This window comes from Klebsiella sp. YJ (assembly GCF_002108615.1).
Taxonomy (GTDB): Bacteria; Pseudomonadota; Gammaproteobacteria; order Enterobacterales; family Enterobacteriaceae; genus Klebsiella; species Klebsiella planticola.
Window position 1 is genome coordinate 26179 of sequence record NZ_MTEG01000036.1, and the last position, 25664, is coordinate 51842.

Here is a 25664-nt window from a genome sequence, read left to right on the forward strand (position 1 = left end):
CATTATGACCAAGAAAAAAGCCCACAAACCTGGATCAGCCACCATTGCGCTGAATAAACGCGCCCGCCATGAATACTTTATCGAAGATGAATACGAGGCTGGTCTTGCCCTGCAAGGGTGGGAAGTCAAATCTCTGCGCGCCGGCAAAGCCAACATCAGCGACAGCTATGTCATCCTGAAGGATGGCGAAGCCTATCTCTTCGGTGCCAACTTTACGCCGATGGCCGTGGCATCGACCCACTACGTCTGCGACCCGACGCGTACCCGTAAGCTGCTGCTTAATCAGCGCGAGCTGGATGCCCTGTACGGCCGCATCAACCGTGAAGGTTACACCGTCGTCGCCTTGTCGCTGTACTGGAAGAACGCCTGGTGCAAAGTGAAAATCGGCGTCGCCAAAGGTAAGAAGCAGCATGACAAGCGTACCGATCTCAAAGATCGCGAGTGGGCGCTGGATAAAGCCCGCATTATGAAACACGCTGGCCGCTAATACCCTCTTTTTAAGGGCCGGCTCAGCTGGCCCTTATGCGCTATATCGTTGTTGATGCTGCTTTTTCACCCACCCCGCCCCCATAATCGTGCGAACGAGTGCTGGTAACTTCATTCACAAATCTGTTATACTCGCCTTAACACATTGGGGCTGATTCTGGATTCGACGGGATTCGCGAAACCCAAGGTGCATGCCGAGGGGCGGTTGGCCTCGTAAAAAGCCGCAAAAAAATAGTCGCAAACGACGAAAACTACGCTTTAGCAGCTTAATAACCTGCTAAGAGCCCTCTCTCCCTAGCTTCCGCTCTTAAGACGGGGAATAAAGAGAGGTCAAACCCAAAAGAGATCGCGTGGAAGCCCTGCCTGGGGTTGAAGCGTTAAAACTAATCAGGCTAGTTTGTCAGTGGCGTGTCCGTCCGCAGCTGGCCAGCGAATGTAAAGACTGGACTAAGCATGTAGTGCCGAGGATGTAGGAATTTCGGACGCGGGTTCAACTCCCGCCAGCTCCACCAAATAAAACAAAGGGTTACGTGAAAACGTAACCCTTTTTTTTTGAACATTGGCGGCAAAATGGCGGCAGACATTTATCAATGCAAAGGACTACCGATATGAAAAAATCACTTTTGATACTGTTACTCTTAACCTCATGCAATGCCTTAGCTGACAAAATCCCAAGCTCCATTGAGAATGTTATCGCTATCTTTCAAACAAGGACGCATAGCCTTGAAAAAGGCGAGTTAACAGTTAGATACGGCAGACCTGAAGTTACTGAAGAGATGGCCCATTCGTTCCTTGACAGTATTTGTACTGATTTCTTCATGAACAAATGGAAGCCTGAGACGATTAAAAAAATCACGCTTGTGAATATCACGCGCGATCAAGGTTATAAAATCAATGCGGGTGGCGCTGAATGTAAAAACGCGGGCTTTATGAACTCTGATAAAACGAAAATCTACATCGAAGATGCCACTCAGTTTTGACATCATGGCCTTATTAGTTGGTGCCATTCATAGGCATTTTGAATTGGTTTAGAAGTTCATATGCCCCTGCCCCCCTGACGTCGGATGCAGCGGGGCATTATCAATTACACCCGGTGTCATGATAAACCGTACTACGGTTTCATGGGTGATAAAGGTGGCTCCACAATTGATGTTCTGGCACTGACAATAACGCTCTTTTGTCTGGTCCGTTACCCTAAAGCTACTTCGTGTATGTGCCGCATGTCCGCATTTAGGACAATTCATCATATCCGTTTCTCCGCCGCTGCCTCTGAAGTTGCGTTAATAATACACAATATCAATATCGAGAACCAATTATTCAATATTGAGATCATCAATTTTCACTTCCAGTTCGATACTGGTCGTAAATCCGCTATCCGGGTTGACCGTGTGCGTTAACGTCGTGATGGTCCATTCCGCATCATCAATGGGCTGTTTAAAGCCGCTGACCTTTACGGGCATTTCCGTATAGAGATCCGCGCGGCCTTCTGCCAGTTGCAGAGAAAATGAGGCCACGCCGCGCTGTAGTCTCTCCCAGTTCATTTTTGCAGCCCGCTCTGCATTACTGCGGTTCGCATAGGTTCGGTTCAAAACCAGCACGTTCTCATCCGTCCCGATCAGGTAATCCCCCTGCTTTGCTTCCGGCACTTTTTGTTTTGTCGTCCTCCGGCGGCGTTTCACCTTAGCCGTTTCTTTTTTTGCCGGTTCCCGTGTATGCAGCCAGTGCGCGATCACCCCGGTATACGCCCCCCTGTCCGCCAGGCTAAACCGATGGTTGTCACCGTCCTTACGGGTAATAGTGATGACCGGCAGCGGTTTACCACTGGCTGTTTTCCCCTGCCCCTGCCGGATAAAGAGCAGATTACTGTCCTTAACTGAGGCAATCGCGCCGTACTGCCGCGCCAGCTTCATCAAAAAGCTGGCGTCGCTTTCGTTGGTCTGGTCCAGGTGATCCACAGCCTGCGCCGCCACATCATTACCGATGGCAACCTTCAGGCTGTGCCGCGTGGCAATCTCCTTCACCACCTCGCCTACCGTCGTTTTGTGCCAGGACTTTTCCCGGCGGACATTCAACGTCTCCCTGAAATCAGCGCTGCGGGCACGGATTGTCAGTCGATCCGGGCTGCCGCTATGCTCGATCTCATCAACGGTAAACTCCCCTTTTGAAAACAGCGGCTCGCCTTTCCAGCCCAGCGCCAGAGAAATCACCGCGCCACGACGCGGCATAATCACCAGGCCGTCGGCGTCGTCCAGTTCCAGATCGAGCTGATCAGCCTCAAATCCGCGGTTGTCGGTCAGCGTCATACCCAGCAGACGCTTATCCAACGTCTGCGTTGCGTCCTTTCCTTCAATTACGATGCGAAAGGCCGGTATCTTACTGCCCTGATTGAGTAAATCGGTCATCTCACTCACTGCAGTAATCCTCCCACCGTGTTTCTGATATTTCCTACCGCTGCCGCTGCGGAATCCTGCAGGCTGCTAAGCTGGTCACTCAGGCTGCCGAACATTTCGGACAGCGACTCATCAACACGCTTAAGGCCCAGCGAAAACTCTATTTTTCGCGCTTCACCGCTGGCGAAAAACTCCGTTTTCGTCTGGCTCAGGTTTTCAATCACGTACATACCGTAGATGGTCCCGCCACCCTCGATCAGCGGCCAGGCCTTTCCCTGCTCCGCCATTAGCTCCAGTGCCAATAATGACAACCGGCCGCCGGTAACTTCCGGCATGAGGACGCCGGACAGCGTCAGTTGGTCGTTATCTGGCCCCAAAAACTGCGTTGTAGGACGGCGATTAACGCGGTTGTTGGTCACATGCCGCCAGTTCCGCTGATACTGCAGTTGCTGATAGGGCACCGTGCGCAGCTGAAAGACAAACAAGCCCAGAACCATCATCATGAATCGTATCCCCCTTGATCGCTGAAGTTGCTGCGGGCCTTAGCCCTCATGCGGCGCTCGCGCTCATCGAGCTGCCGCGCGACCTCCCGCGCAATATCCTGCGGACTCTGTCCCGGCTGCGCCTGGATAATAATTTGTGCCTGGGTTTCAAACTGGAATACCGGCCGCGTGCCTGCCGGTTTATCTGCTGCAGGGCGATATGATGCTGCTGGCAGACTCATTGGATGAAGCGGCGCGGCCTCTGCGGGCATAGCTCCCCCCATCATTCCGGCCACAACGGACGCCAGCGCCGCCGTCTTCCGGCGGCTGGTCACATAGGCAGGACCGTTAATCAGCTCCGGGCCATTCTCGCCAGCAATGCCCACCTGCCCGCGTGGAATATAGCCGCCACTGTCATACATCCCCGCAAAGAATCCGCCAGCGCCTTTCTGCTGAGGTGCGCCTGGTGATTTGTCTCCGCCGGTCATCCAGTCCGGTAGGTAGCTTTTCACCGATGCCAGCTTGCTCTTGAGCATTTCCCACTTCTCATTGATACCGCTCAGGATGCCATCAATGATCGCGCCGCCCACCGCTTTAAACTTCGCGGGCAGCGCAGCAACATCACTCAGAATTTCATCCCATTTGCTGCTGATGGTCTGCTTAATCACAGCCCATGCCCCTGTCACCCCGGATGAGATGGCATCCCACATTGCTTTAAACTTCGGCCCCAGCGTTTCCCAGTTCTGCCAGATGTAGATGGCTCCCATCGCGATGAGGCCAATTATCGCCAGAATGGGGTTAGCCATCATCAGCCTACCCAGCCACAGAATGGCCTGTCCCGCACCGCCAATCACTTTCGTGATAAGGGCAAATGCAGAGGCAAATTTAAGGCCCAGAACCCCGGCACTCACACGCACTATCGCCATCGGCCCCAGAATGGATGCCAGCGCCAGCGACAACACGCCCGCCGCGGTAGCGACAACGGCAAACACCGCCGCAATTTTGAACAGCGCCGCCGTCAATTGTGGATGACGTTTAACAAACCCGTCGAGAGCTGACGCCAGATCACCTAACCAGTCAGCAATATTTTTCAGTACCGGCGCGACGGTTTCGCCAATACTCGCCATGGCGTTAGTAAACGAGCCGCCAGCGGCTTCCCATTTGTTGCCGAGGGTATTAAGGGACGCATCGACGCGCTCGCGCAGAGTCGCCTGGCTCTCCAGTTTGGCGACGGTTTCACGATAGCCCGCCATGCCTTTTGACATCATAGTATTCAGCGCTTTTAGCACCTCATTATCATTACCAAACAGGGCTTTCGTCGTCGCAAGTTTTGTTTCATCATTTAATTTTTTAAGCTTTTCTAACTGCGCGTACATCTTTTCCAGGCCGCCAAATCCGCCTTTTCCATCGGAAAAATCAAACTTGATACCTTTTGCTTTCAGCTCGTCGTTTACGCCCTTAATATTTTTGGCATCCAGCGTGGCCTGAAAAATTTTACGGTAGGCATTACCCGCTGACTCGCCAGCCATACCGGCCTGATCAGCCATGATCAGAAGCGGACTGAAAGTTTTCGCAGCATCCAATCCCCTCTTTTTGATTATCTCCATTGCGCTGCTGATATTTGCAAACCCCTGGAGCATATTTCCCGGGTCAACGCCCGCGTAATAACCCCGCTGGATCACGTCCATCAGGCTCATCATGTCTTTTTCGGTGGTCTGCGTGGCGTCCTGCAGTTTCGCGGCAAACTCTGCGGCATCCGTCGGTGCCATCTGCAGCTGCACGCCGAGATACGCCGCCGACTCACCCAGCCCGCCCAGGATGACCTGCGCAGACATGCCCTGACGGCGTAACATGGTCATCATGTTCTGAAAGTCTGCCGTGGTGCCGGGCAGCCGGTCACCCAGGGCGATCGCCAGTTTGTTCAGTTGCAGAAACTCCGGCGCTATCTTTCCGCCCGGCCCCATCATGGAGCCTGCCAGCTGATTAGCGGCGTTCTCTGATTCCGAATAGGCGCGAATGGGTGCCAGCAGTGTCGCGCCCGTTGTCACTCCAGCCGCCATCATTCCTGCCCCGTTCCCCGCCAGGCTGTTACGCACGTCGCGCATCTTGTCAGCTTTGGCCCTGATCGCATTCAGCTTGCGCTGTCGCTCGCCCACATCCCGCAAGCGCCGCTCCTGCTCTGCCAGCTGTTTGTTATAGCGATCCGTTTCGCGGGTAATGCGTGCCGTTTCACGGGCACCGCCGCCCGCAGAGATGCCGAGGCGGTACAGCTCCGCCCTGGCTGCCGCCATCTGCCGCGTTTCCTGCTGCTGCTTTTGCTCCAGACGTGACACGGCCCGCCATTGCGTTTCAAGCGCCGCCGTCTGCTTTTTCGTCGGGGATTCGAGGGCTGACATTTCGCGGGTCATCATCTGCGCACGCAGCCGCGCCTGGTCCAGTTCGGTACTGGTCCGGCTCAGGCTCTGTGACAGCTGATCGAAGGATTTTAACTGGCCCCCCGCATCGTTCAGCCGTTTCAGCTGTTCGCGGGTCTGCCGGACGGCAGAGGCCAGCTCCTTAGAGCCAGCCTGCGCCATTTTTAAAGGGCGGGTGAGTTTATCAACCGCATTCAGAACCACCTGCAGACGCAGGTTTTTATCACTCATCGCTGGCCCCGCTTCGCATTATCGCTCTGTGCCGCCACTCCAGCACTTCTGTAAGCGGCATAACTTCAGTGACGGACGGCGGCCAGTGAAAGATCGTGGCGATATCCGCCACCAGGTCATCTACCGTCAGGCTGTCGGCAAATCTGCAAACGCCGACTTCGGCAACAAAAAATAGACAACCTCCATCGACATTGCGGCAAGGTCTGCCGGGTCAAGGTCCGCCATTTCCTGCGGGGTAAGCGTTGGTGTGGAGATGCGGGGGATCACGGTCATCATAGAGGCCACGTCCATTTCCATCACTGCCTGAAGGCGTGTTCCGCGCAGTGCGCCGGACTGCGGTTTACGCAGCACAATTTCCGTAATGGTGGTATCACCGCGCTTGATCGGGCTATCCAGCTTCACCGTTGCTTCTGTTTTCTCACTCATGTTCTTTTCCTGTTATGGGGTGGCTAGCACGGAAGTCCGCGCCAGTGCTGCATTAAAGGCCGATGGCGTTACGGTGCTCTTCCATCAGGTCAACGCCGTCAACAATTTCAATCATGTTGATCACATCGACCTCATAGAGCACTTCGCCGTTAATGGTCAGCTTCGCATAGGAGTTGGTGCTGCTCACTTTGGTGGTGTTGCTCTCGCCGGTTTTCCACTCGCCGGAATCCACCTCTTTGTGGCGTCCGCGCACAACCAGCTCTACGGCCTGCACCTCGCCGGTGTCATCGCGCTGGATAGAGCCGGTGAAGCGCATCTGCACCCCGTCAACCGTGGCCTTGCCCATCTGTTTGAACAGCAGCGCTTCAGTGCCGCCGATGGTCATTTCCGTATCCAGTGCCCCATCATCCAGCCCCAGATCAATACCGACAGAACCGGGCATGCCGCCGCCGCGATAGTTCTCTAACTTGCGGGAATATTTCGGCAGGGTGATCGATTCGGCAATACCCATCCAGTTGTTTCCAGCGTTAAAAATGTTCAGGTGTTTAAGTTTGCGTGGTAAGGCCATTGCTCCCCCTTATGCGCTAACGCGGGTGGTGAAATCCACCAGGTAACGGTCAGTGATGCGCTGGCGCAGCATCAGGTTTTCCAGTGGCGGGACTGGCGTGTAGTCGTAATCGATCCAGAGCTTCCCGGCTTTCAGGGTGTCTTTGTCGTTAACGCTGTCATCAATCCAGCAATCACCGCCGATGAGGTAGCCCTGATTCACCAGACTGCGCATTTTTGCGCGGATACCTTCGATAATGTCGCGGGCCAGCGACGGGTTAAGCGGCATATCCACCGCCCACATATGGCCCTCTGCCATGGTGTCAGCCAGCACCTGCGCGGTGCGGGTGTAGTTTTCAAACTGGAAGAGCGGGTCATCGCTGAGGCAGCGGGAACCCCAGAAGCGAAACCCGTCTTTGCGGATCAACGTGGTCACGTCGTTCTGGTTCAGCAGTCCGGCATCGGTTGCCGGGTCCTGCAGGTCCCAGAACACATCCGCAGACAAGCCAGTAACGCCGTTGACGCCCACGTTAGACAGGGTTTTGTGCCATCCGGTCTGCTCGTCGATTTTGGCCCTCAGGCCAAGGGCGCGGGCGGTGGCGTAGGCGGTCGCATCCGCCTGCAGTACCGTGTCAAAGTTGATGAAGTCAGGCCAGATCAGCATCCCTTCACGCTGGCTGAAGTTTTCACGGTAGGTGATCGCCTCCTCCACCGTTTTACATCCGTAGGCCGACATATAGGCAAAGGCCCGCAGGCTCTGCGCCACGCTCAGCAGCTCAGTGGATACGGCCTGCGTATCATGGCCCGGTACGCCGAGAATGCGCGGCTTCACGCCCAGCTGCGACTGCGCCGAAAGTAGCGCCTTCATGCCTGTTTTCTTACCGTCAGCGGTCACGCCGCCGATGATGTTAGCGGTGGTTTCCGCTTCGGTTTCGCCCTGGGCAACACGGACCACTACGGTCACAGGCTTTGCCTGGTCTGCGATTGCGTCCAGCGAGCGGGCCAGCGTGCCGGACTCGCCCGCTTTGCCGCTGGCGGTCAGTACATCGGTAAGCAGTACCGGCTTATTGAGCGGGAACATGGAGGCATCGGCATCATCGCCGGTGCACACCATGCCCACGATCGCCGTGCTTACCGTCGTGATAGAGCGGGTGCCGTCGTTAACTTCTACAACGCGCACGCCGTGGTGGTAGTCTTGCGCCATGGAATGAATCTCCTGTTTAGGGGTTCACCCATGGTATGGAAATCATTCACCGCAAGCCGTTGATGGGCGTTGTACCGTGGTTGATACAACCGCAGGCAGAAAAAAAGCCCCGTTACGGGGCTGATTTGTTCAGGAATTTATCGGGATATTCAGGCGACGCGGCTCCAGCACATCAGCAGGGTGTGGGCTTCCACCACGCTGAACGATTTACTTTCGCCGAGGTTGTCGGTTTTGCCGCTTGTCGAATGTTTGTGCGGTGGTAAATCGACAATATGAGCGTGGTCTCCCGCCTCATCCGTGTAATTTCGGGTGCGCCGGCTGTCATTATCCGAACCAACAACATAATTATCATCCCAGACTTCACCCGGAGCGAGCATCCCGCCCCTGTGTTTATGTCGCCCTGCCTCCCTGGTTGTCAGCTCTTGTCCCTGTGACTCGCTGGTTTCGCCGGTAACGTTAATCTGCACGGCTGGCAGGTTAGCCTGCTGGAGTGTGACGGTATCGCTGCCGCCGGTCTGCCCGACGTTCGAACCGTCAGCCTTGCCGATGCGGATCGTTTTATTTTCGCCGGTGTACACCCATTGCGACCACGGCCAGCGCTCATTGGGGTTAAGGTTCTGACTAAAAAATCGCGTCGTACCAACGGGGTTATCATCTTCCCAGAAATCACGCTTTGCCGCCGTTATCGCATCAGCAATCACCTGCTGAATATCCACATCAAGCTGTCCTGCAACCTTATCGGTATAGTCTTTTGCCTCCCCCTTAGCGCGATCAACCTCCTCTACAGTTGCCAGAATGACGGACGGGTCAGCCTTCAGTTCTACATCTGAGGTGTTACTGACTCCGATATAGAGATTTACTGACTGTAGTCGCCCTGAACCCTGGGCAAGCAGGGGTTTATATGACTCAGGCAGGCTGGCAACCGCCAGACAGTCCCCGTCTTCGTCATAAAGTGCCGCCTCGCGGAGCCAGAAACCGCCAACCTGAGGCATGATAATCATTTGGGCGCGAATGATATTTGCGCCACTGTCGGCAATGACCAGGCGATTCAGGGGGGCGCGATAAACTTCATTAACCAGACCCGTCTGGCTCTCATCGGGTGCTGTCGCCGCTCCGCCGCCATCGCCAACGGCCATATGCGAAAAGCCTACGGTCTCCCCTGTCAGAGCCGCAGCGGCGAGCTTTTCCGCCCCCCGACTTGTCATTATTGCGTGATATTTCGTGACCATGTTTTCCCCTCAGAGATCAGAGATCCCCCAGGCTGCATTGAGATACGCGCTAACGCTGTCGATAACCGATGCAACCTGCGCCTGCGTCAGTGCTGTCTCGAAAATCAGTTCCATACCCATCGTAATAGCCGCTCCCGCCGGATAGGCTGCAGGTGCATGATGAGAGCCGATGCGAATTGTGCGATCCGTATATGCAGTTCGGTCAGTCAGCGCCCGCGAGTTCTGCCATGCAAGCGCGCCGCCCTGCCGCGCTCCAATTCTGGCAATTTTGTTATCACCATCAACCAGCTCGACAAATGCCGCCCATTTTGAGGCGTCATAGGCTGCGCTGAAGTAGTTGATCATATTGGTAGGGGTAACGCCGCCGTCCTCCACGAACGCACCGTAAAGGCTTTGCCCGGAGAAAAGAAAAGCCAGACCGTCACCGCGATACACTGCCGGTGCGCCTGAATAGCTGTAGTTCCCCATCATAAATGCCTGTTGCTGTTCGGTGGCCGCCGTCGGCTTTACCGGTTTGCAGATCACGATGTGCGTCTGGTTTTTTGTTGAGACCTTCCCGGTATCAAAGCAGTTACCAAAGCTACAGACCGCCCCAAATTCAGCCAGGATTGCAGGCGCTCCGACCTTTGTCAGCGGGGCGGAATTGTCAGCGCGGTTCCTCATGCTCAGTTCTGAGGTTCCGCCGTGGATATACATCGCCTTTAACCCTGCAGTGACAGGCAGGTTTGGCTGCATGAAGTGCCCTTTTTTCGGATGCGTTCCCGGTATAACGACGTCACCGAGTTTAGGAACGTAAATTTCATTTGTCATAATTCAGCCTTTAATCAGTGCATTATTCAGGGTGGATGCAATCATGTTGCCGCCCACTGCATTGGGGTGCAGGTTGTCAAGAAAACAGCCCAGACTGTTCATTTCATCCCAGGTATCAAACAGGTCGTAAATACTGAAGAATTCGCAGTTCAGCGACTGCGAGAGGTCGTACATCACATCGCGGAAATCAACGAGTGGCGTTGCCGCCGCTCCGTTTGTACGCGGTGGTGCCATGAGGATAAATCCCACGTCAGGGAGCACGGCGCGACAGGCGGCCATATACTTTTGCAGCGCGGTACGGAATGTGGCTGTCGATTCCGAAATTCGGTAATCGTTGTTCCCGATGATGATACAAATGACGTCCGGCTGCATCGTGCTCAGGTACTCCGCGATTTTGTCGGAGAACAACAGAAACTGGTCCGCCAGAATCCCCGCGTTCCCTGCTTTGCTCATTACGCATCCTGCCACGCTGCTGCGCCAGAGATAGAATCCGTGGATAGCAACACGCCCGGCGTTGCCATCGGTTTTTAGGTAGATGGTTCTGGCCTCATCCGGCATACCCGTCAGCAATACCGATTTCGTCAGGCCGGTATTCCCGCAGACAACCTCAGCCCACTGCGTCACCCCGCCGACGTCGTAGCCATACTGAAAACGCCCGTTCAGATCCTGGTAATAAATCCGGCAATCAGTACAGCGGACGTTAGTCACGTTAAAGTAGGCGGTTGCCGTCGTGGTATTGATGGACTGCCCGTCGATACCACAGCCATAAAGCGGTGCTCCGCTGGTCGGCGAGGAGTCGTACAGATCCCATCCGGCAGAGCGAAAAATATTCGAACCGTCCCGCGCAACACCGTAGTTAACGGTACGCCAGCCTAAACCAGCATCGCCATAATCCGCGTGCAGTAGTCCCGCAATAGAGGTTGCCAGTTCGTTATTCTGCGTCCAGCTGTCGCCGGTCAGCATGAAGTGGGGGCGGACAGCCAGACCCGCTTTGAGTTGCGCTTTCTTCGCTTTCCAGCGCCAGAGCGTTCGCCCGTCGGTATGCAGCGGAATGTTATAAGCGGCGGTGTACATACGCCGTTGATACCACCGGGCAAAAATGCCCCGGATGTTTGGTCCGATACCCGTCGCGTCAAACTCGCCGTCCTGGAACCAGAACGGGACAGAATCGGCAGCGTCAGTCATTCCCGGAACGAAGGAGGGATCAACCAGCGGTATGCGCTGATTCAGGGCCTTTTCAATTATGGCGTTGATGTAAGCCCAGACTTTTTGCTGAAACCCCTCAGAAATCATGGACACGTTAAAACCGTTATCCCAGAACAAGGGGATATTATTGTCGCCATCTACGGCCAGGGGGAAGAAGGTGTTATTCACACCGCTAACCCCGGTATTAACTGAATCCCCCAGACGCGCGCGAACGTCCGTATAAATCATCTGGTACAGAGACATAGCGACTCTTGAAACGGCGAAACCGTCATCCCACCAGGCCGGAACACTACCGCCGCCATCGACGAATAAGGGGAAAAAGTTGTCATCCACAAATCCGCTTGAGGTCAGCTTTGCAATCAATTGCAGGGCGGCTTCAATAGCTTCCTGAGACAGCATTTTTCGGCCAGTCTGCTGTAGCGCGCCAGAAACATTCGCGTACTCATCTGCAAGGGATGAGTCGCTATGATTTATCACCCAGCAATTGCCACCCTCTGGAATATTTCCCGCAGATAAATCGTTCTCAGCCAGAGGGAGCGACGGGAAGAAACGGACGCTGTTGATAATCGCTCCCTGACCGAGCAACCCCGTAACAGCCCTGGCAACGCCACCATCATTCAGGAAATAACGAAACGCCAGCGTTTCACCCTCGCCCAGGGCAACGCGAAACAGCTTACCTTGTGGTGTGCCAGCTAATCCCGCTATGGTACCGTCTGGATCGTCTTCGGTTTCAAAGAACGTGTATTCCCTGTAATCGGAAATACCCTCAATCAGCACCTTCAGGAACTGTGTGCGGTTTGCAAGTTGCTGGGCCTGGATATTTGCAGCGCCTTTCGTCCCGCCTTCCACTTTGTCTGCGCGGGAAAGCTGGTAAATCGAACTCTCCCACAGAGTTTTTTCTGTAATATTCATGCTATTTTCCTGAGAAATTAACGCTGCCGAAATAGAACTGCTGGCCGTCGTAGTGAATACTGTCTTCTGGTTCGTATCCCGGCGGATAAACGCTAATATCTTCACCGTCAAATATTGCAGCCCCCAGCCATACCTGCCCTCTGACTCCTGCGGTTAGTGTCATTTGTGCCAGATGCCGACTGACTGGCTTTGCATCACCAATAATTCGCTCAAGCTCGTTTATCATCGGCTCCGTTATGCCGATTTCGTTCAGGTCAATCTCAAGCCGAAACGTCCCGGCGGGGTCGGCTACTTTCCACCACTCCTCAAGGGTCATTGAATAACCCAGCCCCTCGATCACCCGCTTAACTGCCGCCACCGTTCCTTTGCGCTGATGTATCCAGAACGCATCACTGACCGCCTGACGTTTTACCGTCTCTGACCAGGTTTCCTCCCAGCGGTCCACAGAAAAAGCCCACGCCAGATAAGGAAGGAACTTTGCCGGACATTTCCACGGGTTCCACAGATCGCGAAGCGGCACGTTTAAATCGCTGATTCCAGAACAGGCCTGCGCCAACCTGCGCTCCAGCGCGGACGATCCCGGCGGTAACAGGCTATTCATCAGAGCCACCAATCTCTGCTTTAAAGTCGGTGCAATAGGACGCCTGGGTTTTATCTAACACCATGTCAGCCAGCGGCTTCATCAGCTCGACACGCTGCACGCCCTGCACGTGCAATGCGGCATAAATCGCGGACAGCCTGACGTCACGCCCCAGGCGGCGCTGCTCGTTGATATATGCCGTACCCTGCGCTTTCGCCGCCGCCAGAATCGGTTCCTTTGCCGGACCGGGATAGACATACAGAACCGCGTCGATTTCATAGCGGACAATCTCAGCAGAGCGGACGCTCACCCGATCTGCCACAGGGCGCACGGCTTCATCATTCAGGGCATCCCCGACCACCTGCAGCAAATCATCCGACGCGGTGCCATCGCCGTCGCGGGCCAGAATCGTCACCACCACTTCCGCCGGTGACGGGCTGAACGCCGACGCATCCGCCACCCGCCCATCCGAGCTAAGCGCGTGATATTCATAGGCTCCCACTGGTCCGGCAACACTCATCCCTTCAAATGCCGCCGGGATGCGCTGGCGATAATCTGCGTCCGATTCCATTACCGCCTCCGTGGGCGGCGTGGTGGTGTCATCTGCAGCCGTAATCACCCGGCGCTGTACGTTGTTATTCGCGCCTAAATTGTCCAGGTCATCCCCGCCGGAATAGGCCACCATGACAGCTTTCGCCGCCTCGTTAATTCGCTGGCGCAGCAGCAGCTCCCGGTACACATTTTCCTGCAGCGTCTTTACGATGGGTTCCGATTCCAGCGTTAAGGTACGGGCCACAGCCTCCTGCTCTTCTGCCGGATAGAGCGCGACAAACTCCGCCTTACGCTCTGTCAGCAGGGTTTCAAAATCCGGCACATCCACGATTTGCGGCGGCGGCAGCTGGGAAAGGTCAATAACGGCCATTGTCTGCTCCTGTCGATACGGAAAGGGACACAGGCACGCCGTCATTGCGCTGGCCTGCCAGCTCAATCACCATGGAACCATCCATGCTGCTGCTGTTAATCGTGATGGTGTCGAGCTGCAGCCGCGGCTCCCAGCGCTGCAACGCGACGTACACCGCAGACATGATCTGCAGGCGCAGCGCCGGGTTTTGCGGCTGGTCAATCAGCGCGGACAACAGGGAGCCATATTCCCGACGGGCAAGGCGACTCCCCTGCGGGGTCAGCAAAATATCCCGCACGGACTGACGCAGGTGATCCGTTTCCGTAATGGTCTTGCCGGTGTCGCGGTTCATCCCGATATAAAGCGTCAAAATGGACCTCCCGTCGTTCCGCCACTGTCGCCAGGGTGTTTATGCTTATCAGCAACGACGCCGTTTGACGTCATCGCTCCGCCGCCGTGAGTCACATCGCCATTCAGGATCACGTTGCTGTTAATACGGGTCGTGTCGGCCTCGATCACAAACTCCCCTGTTTTGCAGGAAACCAGCTGCGACGACTCAATCAGCACGGCTTTAACGCCCCGGATAATCCAGCGCCCGGTGGCAGGGTCGTATTCGAACCAGCCGCCATCCTCGTATTCGGTCACATCCGCGCTTTCAGAGTCTGACGGCGGCGGGCACGCGTTGGAGTAGATGGCCGGAAGGGCAAAAGCCGTTTCCAGATTGCCGCCGAGGCTGAACAGCACCACCTGCTCACCCGGTGACGGGCACCACCACGTGCGCGACTTCCCGGCACGGTAGGTCAGCCAGTTAATCCAGTTGGTTTCAAGATCGCCTGTTTTCACCCGGCACAGCCAGCCGTCCCGGTCCACTTCGGTCACGATGCCGGTGCGGATCAGATTGGTGATAAGGCGCATAATTTCGGTTAATTGAGCATTCATGAGGGCAAGATTGCATTACCGCGAGCAATCACAAAACTAACCTGCATTGTCTGGTATCTCTTACAATTAAGGGATAACATCGAGATCTAGATGAACTAATAGAAATGCGTGCTCGCTTAGGATAAAAATGATTTTATATAAATATGTTGACTCTGATACAGCTGAATTAATCATTCAAAATTCAACATTAAAATTTTCCAGAGCATCATCACTAAATGATCCATTTGAATTAACTGGTTTACACTATGGTTCAGAGGAAGAATACAAAAACCAAACTTTAAAATTCCGCGCTGCCTCTATGTCATATGGGATTTTATCTCTGACACGAGCCCCAATGAACCCTCTTATGTGGGCACATTATGGAAAGGGCACAAATTATGATGATAAAAAAGGCATTCGAATCGATAAAGATAATGGCTCACATGCCGGGGTGGTTTTTGGCATTGATGCAAACGAAGCAGGACTAAACAATGACGGCATGAATGTCATTCCAGCAAAATATGGGAGTGTCATTTATGCATCAACTAAACCCCACAACCCTTATATAAACTCTGAGAACCAAAACTTCTTTGAAGGAATGCATTTTCAATTCAATCCTGATTTCTTAGAAGCACTCCAGCGAACCTTCCTTTACAAACCTTCCTATTGGTCATATGAGGAGGAAGTTAGAGTGGTGAGAAATATTTCTAGATGCAAAGGTGAAATTCAGTCTATAAAAAAATCCAGTATTAAAGAAATTTACATCGGCATCAGAAATGCTTATAAGCATGATTACTTAGTATTAATGCGTAAAAAAATAAACAAGCAACTTCCTAACTGCCAAGTTTACGTTTGTTTTTTTGATGTTTACGAGTGGGCCTTCATTAAAATATCTATAGATGAAGCTATTGAGCAAATCGCTTCACAATATTTACCCCCCAATAATCCAACGAAGAAGGATATCTCTAGTTAACTCCTCTACTTCATTGTTAACACCAAGCAGGCGGCGCTCTGAATACTTCACCTCCGCCCCTTTTCTGCTGACCCGATCACGCAGGCCATAGTGATGAACGCGGGCAATGCGCTGCACTCTGCCCTCAAATTCGACACTGGCAGAGTCCGGGCTGGCGACGGCTTTCAGATATTTTGTGGTGCGGAGTTTGGCAAACATCTGCCGCCGGATGCGGCCCTGCTTCGTCCGGGCTGTTACCCGGCGTGGTTCGTATGCCGTGCCGTCCGGGTTACGTTGCATCCGGATATTTTTCTGCTGGCTGCGGCGCAGCTGCTGCGCCAGCTCCCGCATCATGCGCTTACGTGCGGCAGGCTCCAGCCCCGCCAGGAGCGCATCTAACCAGGCGTCAACTTCCTGCAGCTCAGCCACGGCTCACCACCCACATTTCGTCCGGTTCTTCCGGTTCCGGCACGGCTTCGACGCTGGACACGTCACCGTCAGCACTGACGATCACGCGCTCTGTCAGCTGCAGGTTCAGGCTGATATCGCAGACATCATTGCGCAAGATATCCACCTCAAACGTAAACAGCTTTTCGCGCAGCTCCGGGTTATGGACAGCATCAGGCTGGTTGTCCATCAGCCAGGCCAGCACGGGAGCCATCAGCAACCCCTGATCGCCGCTGAAATCCACGATCACCACGTTCAGGGTATAGCGATACTCCCAGGACAACGACGCTGCGCCGGTAGCCACCACTGAGCCGTTATCGACGAACAAATGCAGCTTGTCCGGGTTGTCCCGGACATACGCCACGGCTTTATTCAGGGCGAGGCGTAAGGACTGAGGTTTGTTCACTGTTTCTCTCCTGGCAGGAAATTATCGTATCCACCTTGTCGGCACAGACCGACCAGGCGGCCTCTGCCTCATCCAGCGCCGTCAGCAAATCACCGTTAGTGCGTGCCGCTGACTTTTCCAGGCGGCACTGTGTCACCCTGGGACAACCATTCACGGTAAGCTGCACCTCCGGCGAGGGCCGGACGTTCTCGCATCCTGATAATGTCAGCAGGCAAAGGAGTACCAGCCCAGCGGCGCAAATCCTCATTTTCACGTTTTAGCTCCTCAATCCGGCGCTGACGGCTTCGCAGCAGCGCGTTTGTGCTTTCTGCCGCCGCGTAAAGCCGCGTCTGCTCCCGGTTGTTGGTTTCGGTCAGGATGGACAAGGCGATCAGCTGGCTGTTTGTTTTTGCCAGCTTTTCTCCCTTCGCTTTCAGGTCGCTACTTTGCTGATCGATGGTGTGGCTGGCCTCATTCAGTCGCCATGACTGCCAGCCCAGCGCCGCCAGTGCCAAAACCAGAATTACTGCCAGCGTGCGCGTCATTCCCTTATGCTCCTTTTAAACACCAGGCCAGCTCACGCCCGCGACGGTTATCCAGCCCCGGATTAAATATGCCTTTGACATATACCCAGCGCGGCAGCTGATAGCAGGCGTCGCGCCAGCGTTTCTGATTGATAAACTTCACCATGGTTGAGCTGCAGGCATTGCCCGTGCCAACGTTGAACGCCAGCGACACCAGGGCGTCATAAACGTACTGCGGCACGCTTACCAGGACACACCGCGCCAGGGCGGCTTCTACCCGTAATACATTGGTGATGAAGTTCCCCGCCGCCTGCCGCTCTGTGATGGTTTTCCCCGGAACCACGCCCGACGTATTACCGATGCCATCGGTCCACACGCCAGCGTCGCACTGGTACGGCTGCAGGCGGCATCCCTCGTAATCAGCAATCAGCTTCAGCCCGTCCACAGAGGTGTGGAGCTGCTGGAAATTGGGCAGCGTGGCGGCGATGGCCAGCACTGCCCCCACCAGGCAGCGCTTAACGATTGAAGGATTCATATTCCCCCTGCGTAATCTTCCCGCCGCGCAGCAGCTGGTAAGTTTTGTGTTTGTAATACCAGTTGATCGCCAGCATCAGCAGACCAATCAGCACACCTCCCACCGTAGAGGCGTCTTTAAGCGATAAATCGCCCATCCACGCCAGCAGCACAGCGATGCAGTACGTAATAAAGGCGCTGATCCGTTCAAGCGTCATAATTCATTCCCATAACTGGACGGTCTGCACCGTGGTAGCGGTGGCAATATCCGGCAGCTCCACCTGCAGCCCGTGAGGTAAAAAAGGGCCATGCTCAGCCAGCCCCGGATTTGCCTGCAGTACCTGCTCTGTGACGCCCTGCGTGCGCCCGTAATGACGCCAGCAAAGCGCATCCACCGTGTCACCCTGGTACGCACGCACTTTCATCAGATCAGCTCCACCGTACAGTGGGGAGCATCCTGCACCCGGCTGATTGCCCAACGTGCATCACGCCACAGATCACCGCTGGCCTCCGCCAGCTCCTCACCTCGTTTGACGCCGGATGCCGTGGCGTCGTAGTCCTGGTAACGCTCATTCACCTGCGCACGCGCCCAGCAAAACACAGCGTTATGGTAGTGGTGGATGCGCTCGCTTTTGCCGTCCAGCTCTTCCGCCGGTACGTCTGCCAGTGTCTGAAACCCCAGCGCCTGCTGGCGCTTGCGGAAGTCGTACAGCTCCGCATTGACCTCTGACATTGCGGACCGGATGAGCTGCCCGAGACGCGGCGACGTCACCGTGCCATCCGTCCGCATCACGCTGCGAAACTCCGACAAATCCACATCGGGCCAGAATGGGGTGTTTTTGATGACCTCCGCCTGTTCCGGCGCCTGCTCTGGCGCAACAAACTTCATGCGGGTTTTCTCCTGAAAAAGTGGGCGGTGGACGGGATTTTGATAAGGCAATGCCTGTCGCCATCCCGTGCCGCCCGTGCGCGGGGCACGTTCCGTTAGTGACTGTTACGCAAATGTCGCTCCAGCCGCTCTTTGTCCTTCTTTACACCGCAACGGGGATCGAGCTGCAGTGCAAAGTTGTAGTGGTTTAACGCTGCTGCCGGACTGGACTCGCTGATCACAGCGGCGATGGCTTTATGCAGCCTGGCGCGTGACTGGTCCGGCATATCCAGTGCATCCGTCAGTGAAAGCGCCTGCAGCAGCACGTCAGCAGGAAAATCTGCTTTCATGCGCTGCGCGGCTTCTGCCTGGTCTGCCAGCTCTTCGGCGATAACGGTCTGCACGTTGCGACGGCCCAGCGCCTGCGGCATCACCCAGCCATGCCTGAGCGCGTGGGCTGCAATCTGCAGACCACCGGCAAAATCACCGGCATCGATACGCCAGACCATCAGAAACATCAGCACGTCATCCTGCTGCGCTCCACCGGCTGCCAGTACGCCATCCGCCCAGGCGGTATATTTGGGTAACAGCTCCACCTTGATTTGTGCCTTTTTCACGGTGGACTGAACCCCCTTGAGGCGGCGGCGGTCTTCAGCCAGTTGCAGCAGCATCAGGTCATACCCTGACGCATGGCGAACACTGCCGCCCTGACGGGCGGCCTGTTCAGCCTGAACGCGCAGGCGGTGCTGCCGTGCGGGACTCAGGCTCATGCGTTACTCCCCGGCACCGGCGCTGAAATCGCCAATCGTGATGTTTTCCACCAGTGCCACGCAGCGGTAATCCTCCACCACATACGCTTCATTGACGGATTCAAAGTTTTCAATGCGATCACGTTTCGGGTTATCAATCACCGAACGGCGGCGGGTGTCTTCCTGCCAGTAGATGGACAGGTTATCCAGGCGGGTGATCAGTACGGCGTTTGCCGGGAATGACGGGGCGCGAACAGCCTGCAGGCCGCCCATGCGTTTCTGACTGATAATCATGTCAGCCGCCAGCTTTTCGCTGTTCTCCTGGTCTTTATTGACCAGCGGGAAATACTTGTCGGACAACAGCTCACGCCCGCAGATCACGACCAGTTCCGCATCGTCCTGGAAAATCGGGTCAACCAGCTCATTAACGGCATCCATCACCAGCGCATCCAGGTTGGCATATTTACCTCCCTTGCCGACCTTCACCGGGTCTGCAGTGGTGGTGCCATCTTCTGCCGTGGTACTGCCCATCACACAATCCGGGGCATCTTCTCGGACCTTCTGCAGCCAGCCTTTGTTGACGTCCTGCAGCAACGGATTTGCGGCACGGTCTGAGGTTTTGGCACGCTTCACACCGTTAAACCCGATCATGATGCGGTCCAGCGCCTGACGTTTCACGATGGCGTTACGGATGCGCACCTGAAAATCCTGGAATTTCGCCCACATATCCAGTTTTGCGTAGGTCAGTACCGTATCAAAGTTGGTCTGTTCGCATTTGTACTCAACATCCACCATCTCAGTGGGATCAGTTGGCTCGCGCTCCTTCGTGGTCGTGTCAGTGGTCCCGGCAATGGTGCTACCGACGCCCAGGCCCAGAAGCTGGCCTGACTGCTCCGCCACACCAATCACGTTAACCATGGTCAGAAATGCCGTGGACTGCTGGATCTGGTCTTCCAGCGTCTGCTGGACAGACGGTTCAACGGTGAATTTACTGGATAACTCTTCGACTTCCACGCCATTCAGACGCGCCAGCTGCTGCAGGTAAGCGTTAAAGGCAAAACGGGTATTCTTTTTCATGAGTTCTTATGCTCCATCAGCAATTGGTCAGGGTGCCTGCAGGTGCTTCACCACCTGGCGCACGCTGGCGATAATCTTTGCGGCTGTCTTCCTGGCTCAGCCTCAGTTCCAGCGCAGAAAAGGCGGTCTGCTGCTCCTGCAGTGCGGTTTCCAGCTCTGCAATGCGCTTACCTTGCGCGTACATGGATTGATCGGTGCGCTCGCTCAGGCTCTGCTGCTCAGTAGCGACCAGCTCAACAGCACGATGCACATCAGAGAAACGCGCATCATCGGTCTGCTCTTTTTTGGTAAACATCGCGGTGACGCGGGCAAAGAGGGAGGTTTTTTCGCCCTGGACCTCTTCCCACTCGATCAGCGTTTCTTCTGCGGCGGTAAAGAGGTTTTCCGGGTTCTGTTTACGGCCTGCCAGCGGGTTGCTTTTTGCGCTGGCACTAAACTGCAGCATTTCTGTACCCAGGCTTGCCGGGTCGTCAGTCGCTGCAAGGCCAATCAGGTACGCCTTGCCGGTATCGGCAAAGCTGGTATTGACCTCCATCGAGGTGAACAGCTTTTGCAGCTTGCGGGTATACGCCACCAGGTCATCTGACGGGGTGATCCACGCATACAGGGCCATTTTCCCTTTCAGCGGGCCGTCCGTAATTTCTTCGGCCTCCAGCTTATCGACGGTCCCGAAACGGCGGAATGGGCTGTCCGGGGTGTAGCCCTTGATGTGTTCCAGATTAATCAGCGCGGTATAGACCTGCGGGTTATAGCTCGCCGCCATCTGCTCCAGCCAGGCACGCTCGATGGTGCGCCCGTCGGTTGTTGCCCCTTCCACACCAATGCGGAAGCGTTTTGCTTTAACTGCCATTTGAGCGACTCCATCAAATAACTCAGTGAGGTCTTATGGTTGCTGTGATGGAGGGGGTGAAACAACGCGCAGACCTTGTGCGGTAAACCACACAAAAGCCAGCCGGGGAAAGGCTTCTGGCAAGCCCGTATGTTTGTCCCATGGAAACGATGACCCCCGCAGACCTCGATCCCCGTAGGCAGGCACTACTGCTGTATTTTCAGGGATACCGCATAGCCCGCATTGCTGAAATGCTGGGCGAGAAAGCCGCAACCGTTCACAGCTGGAAAAAGCGCGATAAGTGGGGCAGCTATGGCCCGCTTGACCAGATGCAGCTCACCACCGCCGCACGGTATTGCCAGCTGATCATGAAGGAGCACAAAGAAGGGAAAGACTTTAAGGAGATTGACCTGCTGGCGCGTCAGTCTGAACGCCACGCCCGCATCGGAAAATTTAACAACGGCGGCAACGAGGCCGATTTAAACCCCAATGTGGAAAACCGCAACCGTGGCCCCCGCAAACCTCCTGAAAAAAACCTGTTCAGCGACGAACAGATCGAAAAGCTGCAGGAGATTTTCCACAGCTCAATGTTCGATTATCAGCGCCACTGGTGGGAAGCCGGTAATAAACACCGTATCCGCAACGTGCTTAAATCCCGCCAGATCGGGGCGACGTACTATTTTGCCCATGAAGCGCTGATAGATGCCCTGGTGACGGGCCGAAACCAGATATTCCTGTCAGCCAGTAAATCCCAGGCGCACATGTTTAAGCAGTACATCATTGAGTTTGCCAAAGAGGTCGATGTTGAACTCAGAGGCGATCCAATGGTGCTTCCGAACGGTGCCACGCTGTATTTTCTGGGGACCAACGCCCGCACCGCGCAGAGCTACCACGGCAACCTGTATCTTGATGAATATTTCTGGATCCCGAAATTCCAGGAGCTGCGAAAAGTCGCCTCTGGCATGGCACTGCACAAACGGTGGCGGCAAACCTATTTTTCTACGCCGTCCAGCCTGACGCACAGCGCTTATCCCTTCTGGTCTGGTGCCCTGTATAACCGTGGTCGTTCAAAATCGGACCGTGTCGATATCGATCTAACTCACTCCGCGCTGGCGGCGGGCCTGCTGTGTGCTGATGGTCAGTTCCGGCAGATCGTGACGGTAGAAGATGCCGTGCGCGGCGGCTGTAACCTGTTCGATCTGGACCAGCTGCGACTGGAATACAGCCCGGACGAATACCAGAACCTGCTGATGTGCGAGTTTCTTGATGATCTCGCGTCCGTGTTCCCGCTGTCTGAACTGCAGGCCTGCATGGTGGACAGCTGGGAGGTCTGGGAAGATTTTCAGGCGCTGGCCCTGCGTCCGTTTGGCTGGCGCGAGGTCTGGATCGGATATGACCCGGCAAAAGGCACCCAAAATGGTGACAGCGCCGGGTGTGTGGTGATTGCACCGCCAACGGTGCCCGGCGGTAAGTTCCGCATCCTTGAGCGCCACCAGTGGCGCGGAATGGATTTCCGCGCTCAGGCGGAGGCTATCCGCAAACTGACCCAGCAGTACAACGTGTCCTACATCGGCATTGACTCTACCGGCGTCGGTCATGGTGTTTACGAAAACGTGAAAGCCTTTTTCCCCGCCGTCCGGGAGTTTGTCTATAACCCCAACGTCAAAAACGCCCTTGTGCTCAAGGCATACGACATTATCAGCCACCGCCGCCTGGAGTTTGACGCCGGGCACACTGACATTGCGCAGTCATTTATGGCTATCCGCCGTGCCACCACTGCCAGCGGCAACCGTCCGACCTATGAAGCCAGCCGCAGCGAAGAAGCCAGCCACGCCGATCTGGCCTGGGCAACGATGCACGCACTATTTAACGAACCGCTGCAGGGCGAAGCCGCCAATACAAGCAATATCGTGGAGATTTTTTAATGACTGAGAATACCGCACAGGATGCAATGCCACCTGACGTACAACCCAATAATACAGCCTCTACCCAGGCGTTCAGCTTTGGCGATCCCATTCCTGTACTGGACCGCCGCGAACTGCTGGATTATGTGGAGTGCGTGCAGATGGACAGGTGGTATGAGCCGCCAGTGAGTTTTGACGGACTGGCCCGCACCTACCGTGCCGCCGTGCATCACAGCTCACCGATTGCCGTTAAGCGCGACATTCTCAGCAGCACCTACATCCCGCACCCACTGCTTAGCCAGCAGGCTTTTACCCGTTTTGTTCAGGATTATCTGGTATTTGGTAACGCTTACCTGGAGAAACGCACTAACCGACTCGGCGGTATTCTTTCGCTGGAGCCATCACTGGCGAAATACACCCGACGCGGGGTTGACCTTGATACTTACTGGTTCGTGCAATATGGCATGACTACCCAGCCGTATGAGTTCACCAAAGGCAGCATCTTTCACTTGATGGAGCCGGACATTAACCAGGAAATCTACGGACTTCCCGGCTACCTCTCCGCTATCCCTTCAACCCTGCTCAACGAGTCCGCTACGCTGTTCCGCCGTAAGTATTACATTAATGGCAGTCACGCCGGGTTCATCATGTACATGACCGACGCGGCGCAGAATCAGGAGGACGTGAACAACATCCGCCATGCGATGAAAAGCGCCAAAGGACCGGGGAACTTCCGCAACCTGTTTATGTACTCCCCTAACGGGAAAAAAGACGGCATCCAGATCATTCCATTGTCAGAGGTGGCAGCAAAGGATGAGTTTCTGAATATCAAAAACGTAAGTCGTGATGACATGATGGCGGCGCACCGCGTCCCCCCGCAGATGATGGGCATCATCCCCAATAATACCGGCGGATTCGGTGACGTGGAAAAGGCCAGCCGCGTCTTTGTCCGCAACGAGCTGATGCCACTGCAGAAGCGATTGCAGGAGTTGAACAAGTGGCTGGGAGAAGAGGTGATCCGATTCGACCCCTATACGCTGGACATTACCGACAACTAAAGAAACGCCTGCGACTGCAGGCGTTTTTTTTATTCTTTAATTAATGTTCCCCATATCTGATCCATATCAACCTCCTCAACCACAATACAAATTGAACAATGGACATGGTCATCATCAATACGGATATATGAAAACAACCTTGTTTTTACTTTTCCATCAAATTGCGCACGCCCTCCTTTATTCGTGATCGAGATGTAGTCACCTACATTAGGTAGCATTAACAGTGGGTTATCATCTGAATTACACCCAACGACCTCTCCATCATCATCGGGGCGCTGCTCCCCTTTACGCAAGTACTGAAAGTCATAGCTGTATGTCGTTTTCATAAAAATCCTTTCATAATGTTTTAGTTCTATCTGAGAGCACAATCTAAATATAACGCTTACAAAGATCCGTCAACTTCGATACATCCATTTAGAGTAGCTGAGCCATATTTTGCGAAGTGCTATTTTTTGCCACCCCGTTCTTATCCTTTCCCCCCGCCCGCCTGTCAGCGGCCCGGAAAATGCACCGGATTTTCACCATTCCCCCCCCTTGCGCGCGCTCGTATCCCCGCCACGCCTGCCCGCTTTGTGTAGTGGTTTTCATGCACCTGCATGAGAAACGAAAAAGCCCGCCAGAACTGGCGGGCCGGAGCTAAAACGATCCTCAAACGATCATGCGGATTCATGCGGCATGGTCATGCACTCCCTGTGCAGCATCATGTCAATGTAAAATCCTCGTCAAAATCCATGAAATTTGCAGAGACGCACGTTAACTGATTGAGGTATACGATCCCATCGTGGAGTGATACCGGGTATTCGAGTTCCATAATAAATACTCCGTCACACGTCCGGCCAAGCCAATACCCGCCGCCGCATTCCTTCTGGCGTTGGAAAAACACCCAGCCGCCCGGCTCGTATCTTTCCAGCATCTCACCCCGATACACAATCTGGTAGTTGCTATCATGGTTTCCCATAACTAACGCCTCGCTTCTCTCGTTGTTCAACCCGGCAGGCGCTAAAAGCCAGTTTTACCGCCTCGCCAGGTTCTGGTTAATGCATCCAGCTATCGTCCTCCCAGACCTGCTGCATTATTTCCATTACACGCTTTTTATCTTCATCCAGTTTTAACCCGCTTAACTCGATGCCATTGGCGCTACCTTTTCGAATGCGGATCGTGGTTTTGGGATACAGAGGGCACAGGTTGCGGTAAAGCTCGTTTTCGAGGGCTACCAGTGTCGCAGGGCTTATCTTCTGTTCTTTATCAATCATTATTTCGACACGCATAGAGATTCCCCTTAACTGGAAACGTCCATTGACCGCCCGTATTCATGGTTGCGAATTTTCGCCATTAGTTCATCGGTCAACTCTGAAACCCACTGAATAGCAAGTCGCTTCTCTTCATCGCTGCACTCACTAGCCGCTACAAGCTTGATAAAAAAATCAATACGCTGGAGTTTCAACGACTCCAAAAGATAATCCTGCATTTCCCCTCCTGACCTTACTACGGGATACGGTGATGCTGTATAAATAACCGTCGCGGTAGGGATACCCGTTACCGGATACCCCCCGCACAGATCCCGGCGTGCGCGATTTACGCACCGGGCTCCTGCCTCGGGTGTCTGGCGGTGAACCGCTCCAC

36 protein-coding genes and 1 other RNA gene are annotated in these 25664 nt (G+C 54.8%); 6 read left to right on the forward strand and 31 right to left on the reverse strand.

Features of this window, described 5'->3' with window-relative positions:
- Window positions 1-4: 4 nt before the first annotated feature.
- The 3 genes from smpB to BV390_RS26700 all read left to right on the forward strand — a co-directional run bounded on the left by smpB (window position 5) and on the right by BV390_RS26700 (window position 1466).
- Window positions 5-487, forward strand: coding sequence for an SsrA-binding protein SmpB (smpB, locus tag BV390_RS26690; RefSeq protein WP_004866580.1), 483 nt, complete (start codon window positions 5-7; stop codon window positions 485-487).
- A 146-nt stretch (window positions 488-633) separates the two neighbouring features.
- Window positions 634-998: a transfer-messenger RNA gene (gene ssrA, locus BV390_RS26695) on the forward strand.
- 96 nt (window positions 999-1094) lie between these two features.
- Window positions 1095-1466: a hypothetical protein gene (locus tag BV390_RS26700; RefSeq protein WP_085397513.1), complete on the forward strand. Its 372-nt coding sequence runs from the start codon at window positions 1095-1097 to the stop codon at window positions 1464-1466.
- 48 nt (window positions 1467-1514) lie between these two features.
- On the opposite strand, the gene BV390_RS26705 is transcribed toward BV390_RS26700, so the two are convergent.
- The 15 genes from BV390_RS26705 to BV390_RS26775 all read right to left on the reverse strand — a co-directional run bounded on the left by BV390_RS26705 (window position 1515) and on the right by BV390_RS26775 (window position 14756).
- A complete protein-coding gene (locus BV390_RS26705) occupies window positions 1515-1733 on the reverse strand; it encodes an ogr/Delta-like zinc finger family protein (RefSeq protein ID WP_085397514.1) in 219 nt (72 codons plus the stop codon).
- Between the two features lie 66 nt (window positions 1734-1799).
- Window positions 1800-2888 carry a phage late control D family protein gene (locus BV390_RS26710; protein WP_369804374.1) on the reverse strand — a complete coding sequence of 363 codons (1089 nt, stop codon included), beginning with the start codon at window positions 2886-2888 and terminating at the stop codon, window positions 1800-1802.
- Between the two features lie 5 nt (window positions 2889-2893).
- Window positions 2894-3379: a phage tail protein gene (locus tag BV390_RS26715; RefSeq protein ID WP_085397516.1), complete on the reverse strand. Its 486-nt coding sequence runs from the start codon at window positions 3377-3379 to the stop codon at window positions 2894-2896.
- Window positions 3376-6003 (reverse strand): phage tail tape measure protein, encoded by a 2628-nt coding sequence (locus BV390_RS26720; protein WP_085397517.1) that lies wholly within the window; start codon window positions 6001-6003, stop codon window positions 3376-3378. Before BV390_RS26720 ends, BV390_RS26715 begins: the two co-directional genes overlap by 4 nt.
- Window positions 5996-6115, reverse strand: coding sequence for a GpE family phage tail protein (locus tag BV390_RS26725; RefSeq protein ID WP_085397518.1), 120 nt, complete (start codon window positions 6113-6115; stop codon window positions 5996-5998). The genes BV390_RS26720 and BV390_RS26725 overlap by 8 nt, the downstream gene beginning before the upstream one ends.
- 14 nt (window positions 6116-6129) lie before the next feature.
- Window positions 6130-6429: a phage tail assembly protein gene (locus tag BV390_RS26730; protein WP_085397519.1), complete on the reverse strand. Its 300-nt coding sequence runs from the start codon at window positions 6427-6429 to the stop codon at window positions 6130-6132.
- A gap of 52 nt (window positions 6430-6481) precedes the next feature.
- Window positions 6482-6997 (reverse strand): phage major tail tube protein, encoded by a 516-nt coding sequence (locus BV390_RS26735; RefSeq protein WP_085397520.1) that lies wholly within the window; start codon window positions 6995-6997, stop codon window positions 6482-6484.
- A 9-nt stretch (window positions 6998-7006) separates the two neighbouring features.
- Window positions 7007-8179 (reverse strand): phage tail sheath protein, encoded by a 1173-nt coding sequence (locus tag BV390_RS26740; protein ID WP_085397521.1) that lies wholly within the window; start codon window positions 8177-8179, stop codon window positions 7007-7009.
- A gap of 149 nt (window positions 8180-8328) precedes the next feature.
- Entirely contained in the window at window positions 8329-9408 is a 1080-nt protein-coding gene (locus tag BV390_RS26745) for a phage tail protein (protein WP_085397522.1), read from the reverse strand.
- 9 nt (window positions 9409-9417) lie between these two features.
- Complete coding sequence (locus tag BV390_RS26750) at window positions 9418-10218, reverse strand: hypothetical protein (protein ID WP_085397523.1); 801 nt, start codon at window positions 10216-10218, stop codon at window positions 9418-9420.
- 3 nt (window positions 10219-10221) lie between these two features.
- Window positions 10222-12336, reverse strand: a complete 2115-nt coding sequence (locus BV390_RS26755; protein ID WP_085397524.1) for an SGNH/GDSL hydrolase family protein — start codon at window positions 12334-12336, stop codon at window positions 10222-10224.
- A gap of 1 nt (window position 12337) precedes the next feature.
- Window positions 12338-12940 carry a phage tail protein I gene (locus tag BV390_RS26760; protein ID WP_085397539.1) on the reverse strand — a complete coding sequence of 201 codons (603 nt, stop codon included), beginning with the start codon at window positions 12938-12940 and terminating at the stop codon, window positions 12338-12340.
- Window positions 12930-13838 (reverse strand): baseplate assembly protein, encoded by a 909-nt coding sequence (locus BV390_RS26765; protein ID WP_085397525.1) that lies wholly within the window; start codon window positions 13836-13838, stop codon window positions 12930-12932. Before BV390_RS26765 ends, BV390_RS26760 begins: the two co-directional genes overlap by 11 nt.
- Window positions 13825-14187 carry a GPW/gp25 family protein gene (locus BV390_RS26770; protein WP_085397526.1) on the reverse strand — a complete coding sequence of 121 codons (363 nt, stop codon included), beginning with the start codon at window positions 14185-14187 and terminating at the stop codon, window positions 13825-13827. Before BV390_RS26770 ends, BV390_RS26765 begins: the two co-directional genes overlap by 14 nt.
- Window positions 14184-14756: a phage baseplate assembly protein V gene (locus BV390_RS26775; protein WP_085397527.1), complete on the reverse strand. Its 573-nt coding sequence runs from the start codon at window positions 14754-14756 to the stop codon at window positions 14184-14186. The genes BV390_RS26770 and BV390_RS26775 overlap by 4 nt, the downstream gene beginning before the upstream one ends.
- A 127-nt stretch (window positions 14757-14883) precedes the next feature.
- Between BV390_RS26775 and BV390_RS26780 the strand changes: the two genes are divergently transcribed.
- Window positions 14884-15708, forward strand: a complete 825-nt coding sequence (locus tag BV390_RS26780) for a DUF2971 domain-containing protein (RefSeq protein WP_085397528.1) — start codon at window positions 14884-14886, stop codon at window positions 15706-15708.
- Here BV390_RS26780 and BV390_RS26785 read toward each other — a convergent pair.
- The 11 genes from BV390_RS26785 to BV390_RS26830 form a co-directional block, all read right to left on the reverse strand.
- The gene (locus BV390_RS26785; RefSeq protein WP_085397529.1) at window positions 15667-16116 is read right to left on the reverse strand and encodes a phage virion morphogenesis protein; all 450 of its coding nucleotides are present in this window, start codon (window positions 16114-16116) and stop codon (window positions 15667-15669) included. The genes BV390_RS26780 and BV390_RS26785 overlap by 42 nt on opposite strands.
- Window positions 16109-16540, reverse strand: coding sequence for a phage tail protein (locus tag BV390_RS26790; protein ID WP_085397530.1), 432 nt, complete (start codon window positions 16538-16540; stop codon window positions 16109-16111). The genes BV390_RS26785 and BV390_RS26790 overlap by 8 nt, the downstream gene beginning before the upstream one ends.
- A complete protein-coding gene (lysC, locus tag BV390_RS31680) occupies window positions 16503-16751 on the reverse strand; it encodes an Rz1-like lysis system protein LysC (RefSeq protein ID WP_227517255.1) in 249 nt (82 codons plus the stop codon). The genes BV390_RS26790 and lysC overlap by 38 nt, the downstream gene beginning before the upstream one ends.
- Window positions 16636-17064 carry an Rz-like lysis system protein LysB gene (gene lysB, locus BV390_RS26795; protein ID WP_085397531.1) on the reverse strand — a complete coding sequence of 143 codons (429 nt, stop codon included), beginning with the start codon at window positions 17062-17064 and terminating at the stop codon, window positions 16636-16638. Before lysB ends, lysC begins: the two co-directional genes overlap by 116 nt.
- A gap of 4 nt (window positions 17065-17068) precedes the next feature.
- Complete coding sequence (locus BV390_RS26800) at window positions 17069-17578, reverse strand: lysozyme (protein ID WP_032696843.1); 510 nt, start codon at window positions 17576-17578, stop codon at window positions 17069-17071.
- Window positions 17559-17774, reverse strand: coding sequence for an HP1 family phage holin (locus BV390_RS26805; RefSeq protein WP_004134639.1), 216 nt, complete (start codon window positions 17772-17774; stop codon window positions 17559-17561). Before BV390_RS26805 ends, BV390_RS26800 begins: the two co-directional genes overlap by 20 nt.
- A gap of 3 nt (window positions 17775-17777) precedes the next feature.
- Window positions 17778-17981, reverse strand: coding sequence for a tail protein X (locus tag BV390_RS26810; RefSeq protein WP_032696842.1), 204 nt, complete (start codon window positions 17979-17981; stop codon window positions 17778-17780).
- A complete protein-coding gene (locus BV390_RS26815; protein ID WP_032696841.1) occupies window positions 17981-18445 on the reverse strand; it encodes a head completion/stabilization protein in 465 nt (154 codons plus the stop codon). Before BV390_RS26815 ends, BV390_RS26810 begins: the two co-directional genes overlap by 1 nt.
- Window positions 18446-18540: 95 nt before the next feature.
- Window positions 18541-19194 carry a phage terminase small subunit gene (gpM, locus tag BV390_RS26820; protein ID WP_032696840.1) on the reverse strand — a complete coding sequence of 218 codons (654 nt, stop codon included), beginning with the start codon at window positions 19192-19194 and terminating at the stop codon, window positions 18541-18543.
- A 3-nt stretch (window positions 19195-19197) separates the two neighbouring features.
- Window positions 19198-20250 carry a phage major capsid protein, P2 family gene (locus BV390_RS26825; protein WP_085397532.1) on the reverse strand — a complete coding sequence of 351 codons (1053 nt, stop codon included), beginning with the start codon at window positions 20248-20250 and terminating at the stop codon, window positions 19198-19200.
- Window positions 20251-20266: 16 nt separating this feature from the next.
- Window positions 20267-21100 (reverse strand): GPO family capsid scaffolding protein, encoded by an 834-nt coding sequence (locus BV390_RS26830; protein ID WP_085397533.1) that lies wholly within the window; start codon window positions 21098-21100, stop codon window positions 20267-20269.
- 140 nt (window positions 21101-21240) lie between these two features.
- Between BV390_RS26830 and BV390_RS26835 the strand changes: the two genes are divergently transcribed.
- Window positions 21241-23004 (forward strand): terminase ATPase subunit family protein, encoded by a 1764-nt coding sequence (locus BV390_RS26835; protein WP_032696837.1) that lies wholly within the window; start codon window positions 21241-21243, stop codon window positions 23002-23004.
- Window positions 23004-24041: a phage portal protein gene (locus tag BV390_RS26840; protein WP_085397534.1), complete on the forward strand. Its 1038-nt coding sequence runs from the start codon at window positions 23004-23006 to the stop codon at window positions 24039-24041. The genes BV390_RS26835 and BV390_RS26840 overlap by 1 nt, the downstream gene beginning before the upstream one ends.
- 29 nt (window positions 24042-24070) lie before the next feature.
- Here the strand turns inward: BV390_RS26840 and BV390_RS26845 are convergent, their stop codons facing one another.
- From BV390_RS26845 to BV390_RS26865, 5 genes are all read right to left on the reverse strand, one after another.
- Window positions 24071-24367 carry a hypothetical protein gene (locus BV390_RS26845; protein ID WP_085397535.1) on the reverse strand — a complete coding sequence of 99 codons (297 nt, stop codon included), beginning with the start codon at window positions 24365-24367 and terminating at the stop codon, window positions 24071-24073.
- A gap of 164 nt (window positions 24368-24531) precedes the next feature.
- Window positions 24532-24711 carry a hypothetical protein gene (locus BV390_RS31685; RefSeq protein ID WP_085397536.1) on the reverse strand — a complete coding sequence of 60 codons (180 nt, stop codon included), beginning with the start codon at window positions 24709-24711 and terminating at the stop codon, window positions 24532-24534.
- Between the two features lie 30 nt (window positions 24712-24741).
- Window positions 24742-24999, reverse strand: a complete 258-nt coding sequence (locus BV390_RS26855; protein ID WP_085397537.1) for a hypothetical protein — start codon at window positions 24997-24999, stop codon at window positions 24742-24744.
- Window positions 25000-25075: 76 nt separating this feature from the next.
- Window positions 25076-25309 carry a DinI family protein gene (locus tag BV390_RS26860; RefSeq protein WP_085397538.1) on the reverse strand — a complete coding sequence of 78 codons (234 nt, stop codon included), beginning with the start codon at window positions 25307-25309 and terminating at the stop codon, window positions 25076-25078.
- Window positions 25310-25320: 11 nt separating this feature from the next.
- The gene (locus tag BV390_RS26865; protein ID WP_045387397.1) at window positions 25321-25509 is read right to left on the reverse strand and encodes a hypothetical protein; all 189 of its coding nucleotides are present in this window, start codon (window positions 25507-25509) and stop codon (window positions 25321-25323) included.
- Between the last annotated feature and the right edge of the window lie 155 nt (window positions 25510-25664).

Bases quoted from the DNA above. Each gene is read 5' to 3' on its own strand.
- smpB (WP_004866580.1), top strand. From the start codon at position 5: ATGACCAAGAAAAAAGCCCACAAACCTGGATCAGCCACCATTGCGCTG.
- BV390_RS26700 (WP_085397513.1), top strand. From the start codon at position 1,095: ATGAAAAAATCACTTTTGATACTGTTACTCTTAACCTCATGCAATGCC.
- BV390_RS26705 (WP_085397514.1), bottom strand. From the start codon at position 1,733: ATGATGAATTGTCCTAAATGCGGACATGCGGCACATACACGAAGTAGC.
- BV390_RS26710 (WP_369804374.1), bottom strand. From the start codon at position 2,888: ATGACCGATTTACTCAATCAGGGCAGTAAGATACCGGCCTTTCGCATC.
- BV390_RS26715 (WP_085397516.1), bottom strand. From the start codon at position 3,379: ATGATGATGGTTCTGGGCTTGTTTGTCTTTCAGCTGCGCACGGTGCCC.
- BV390_RS26720 (WP_085397517.1), bottom strand. From the start codon at position 6,003: ATGAGTGATAAAAACCTGCGTCTGCAGGTGGTTCTGAATGCGGTTGAT.
- BV390_RS26730 (WP_085397519.1), bottom strand. From the start codon at position 6,429: ATGAGTGAGAAAACAGAAGCAACGGTGAAGCTGGATAGCCCGATCAAG.
- BV390_RS26735 (WP_085397520.1), bottom strand. From the start codon at position 6,997: ATGGCCTTACCACGCAAACTTAAACACCTGAACATTTTTAACGCTGGA.
- BV390_RS26740 (WP_085397521.1), bottom strand. From the start codon at position 8,179: ATGGCGCAAGACTACCACCACGGCGTGCGCGTTGTAGAAGTTAACGAC.
- BV390_RS26745 (WP_085397522.1), bottom strand. From the start codon at position 9,408: ATGGTCACGAAATATCACGCAATAATGACAAGTCGGGGGGCGGAAAAG.
- BV390_RS26750 (WP_085397523.1), bottom strand. From the start codon at position 10,218: ATGACAAATGAAATTTACGTTCCTAAACTCGGTGACGTCGTTATACCG.
- BV390_RS26755 (WP_085397524.1), bottom strand. From the start codon at position 12,336: ATGAATATTACAGAAAAAACTCTGTGGGAGAGTTCGATTTACCAGCTT.
- BV390_RS26765 (WP_085397525.1), bottom strand. From the start codon at position 13,838: ATGGCCGTTATTGACCTTTCCCAGCTGCCGCCGCCGCAAATCGTGGAT.
- BV390_RS26775 (WP_085397527.1), bottom strand. From the start codon at position 14,756: ATGAATGCTCAATTAACCGAAATTATGCGCCTTATCACCAATCTGATC.
- BV390_RS26780 (WP_085397528.1), top strand. From the start codon at position 14,884: ATGATTTTATATAAATATGTTGACTCTGATACAGCTGAATTAATCATT.
- lysB (WP_085397531.1), bottom strand. From the start codon at position 17,064: ATGACGCGCACGCTGGCAGTAATTCTGGTTTTGGCACTGGCGGCGCTG.
- BV390_RS26800 (WP_032696843.1), bottom strand. From the start codon at position 17,578: ATGAATCCTTCAATCGTTAAGCGCTGCCTGGTGGGGGCAGTGCTGGCC.
- BV390_RS26805 (WP_004134639.1), bottom strand. From the start codon at position 17,774: ATGACGCTTGAACGGATCAGCGCCTTTATTACGTACTGCATCGCTGTG.
- BV390_RS26810 (WP_032696842.1), bottom strand. From the start codon at position 17,981: ATGAAAGTGCGTGCGTACCAGGGTGACACGGTGGATGCGCTTTGCTGG.
- BV390_RS26815 (WP_032696841.1), bottom strand. From the start codon at position 18,445: ATGAAGTTTGTTGCGCCAGAGCAGGCGCCGGAACAGGCGGAGGTCATC.
- gpM (WP_032696840.1), bottom strand. From the start codon at position 19,194: ATGAGCCTGAGTCCCGCACGGCAGCACCGCCTGCGCGTTCAGGCTGAA.
- BV390_RS26825 (WP_085397532.1), bottom strand. From the start codon at position 20,250: ATGAAAAAGAATACCCGTTTTGCCTTTAACGCTTACCTGCAGCAGCTG.
- BV390_RS26830 (WP_085397533.1), bottom strand. From the start codon at position 21,100: ATGGCAGTTAAAGCAAAACGCTTCCGCATTGGTGTGGAAGGGGCAACA.
- BV390_RS26835 (WP_032696837.1), top strand. From the start codon at position 21,241: ATGGAAACGATGACCCCCGCAGACCTCGATCCCCGTAGGCAGGCACTA.
- BV390_RS26840 (WP_085397534.1), top strand. From the start codon at position 23,004: ATGACTGAGAATACCGCACAGGATGCAATGCCACCTGACGTACAACCC.
- BV390_RS26845 (WP_085397535.1), bottom strand. From the start codon at position 24,367: ATGAAAACGACATACAGCTATGACTTTCAGTACTTGCGTAAAGGGGAG.
- BV390_RS31685 (WP_085397536.1), bottom strand. From the start codon at position 24,711: ATGAATCCGCATGATCGTTTGAGGATCGTTTTAGCTCCGGCCCGCCAG.
- BV390_RS26855 (WP_085397537.1), bottom strand. From the start codon at position 24,999: ATGGGAAACCATGATAGCAACTACCAGATTGTGTATCGGGGTGAGATG.
- BV390_RS26860 (WP_085397538.1), bottom strand. From the start codon at position 25,309: ATGCGTGTCGAAATAATGATTGATAAAGAACAGAAGATAAGCCCTGCG.
- BV390_RS26865 (WP_045387397.1), bottom strand. From the start codon at position 25,509: ATGCAGGATTATCTTTTGGAGTCGTTGAAACTCCAGCGTATTGATTTT.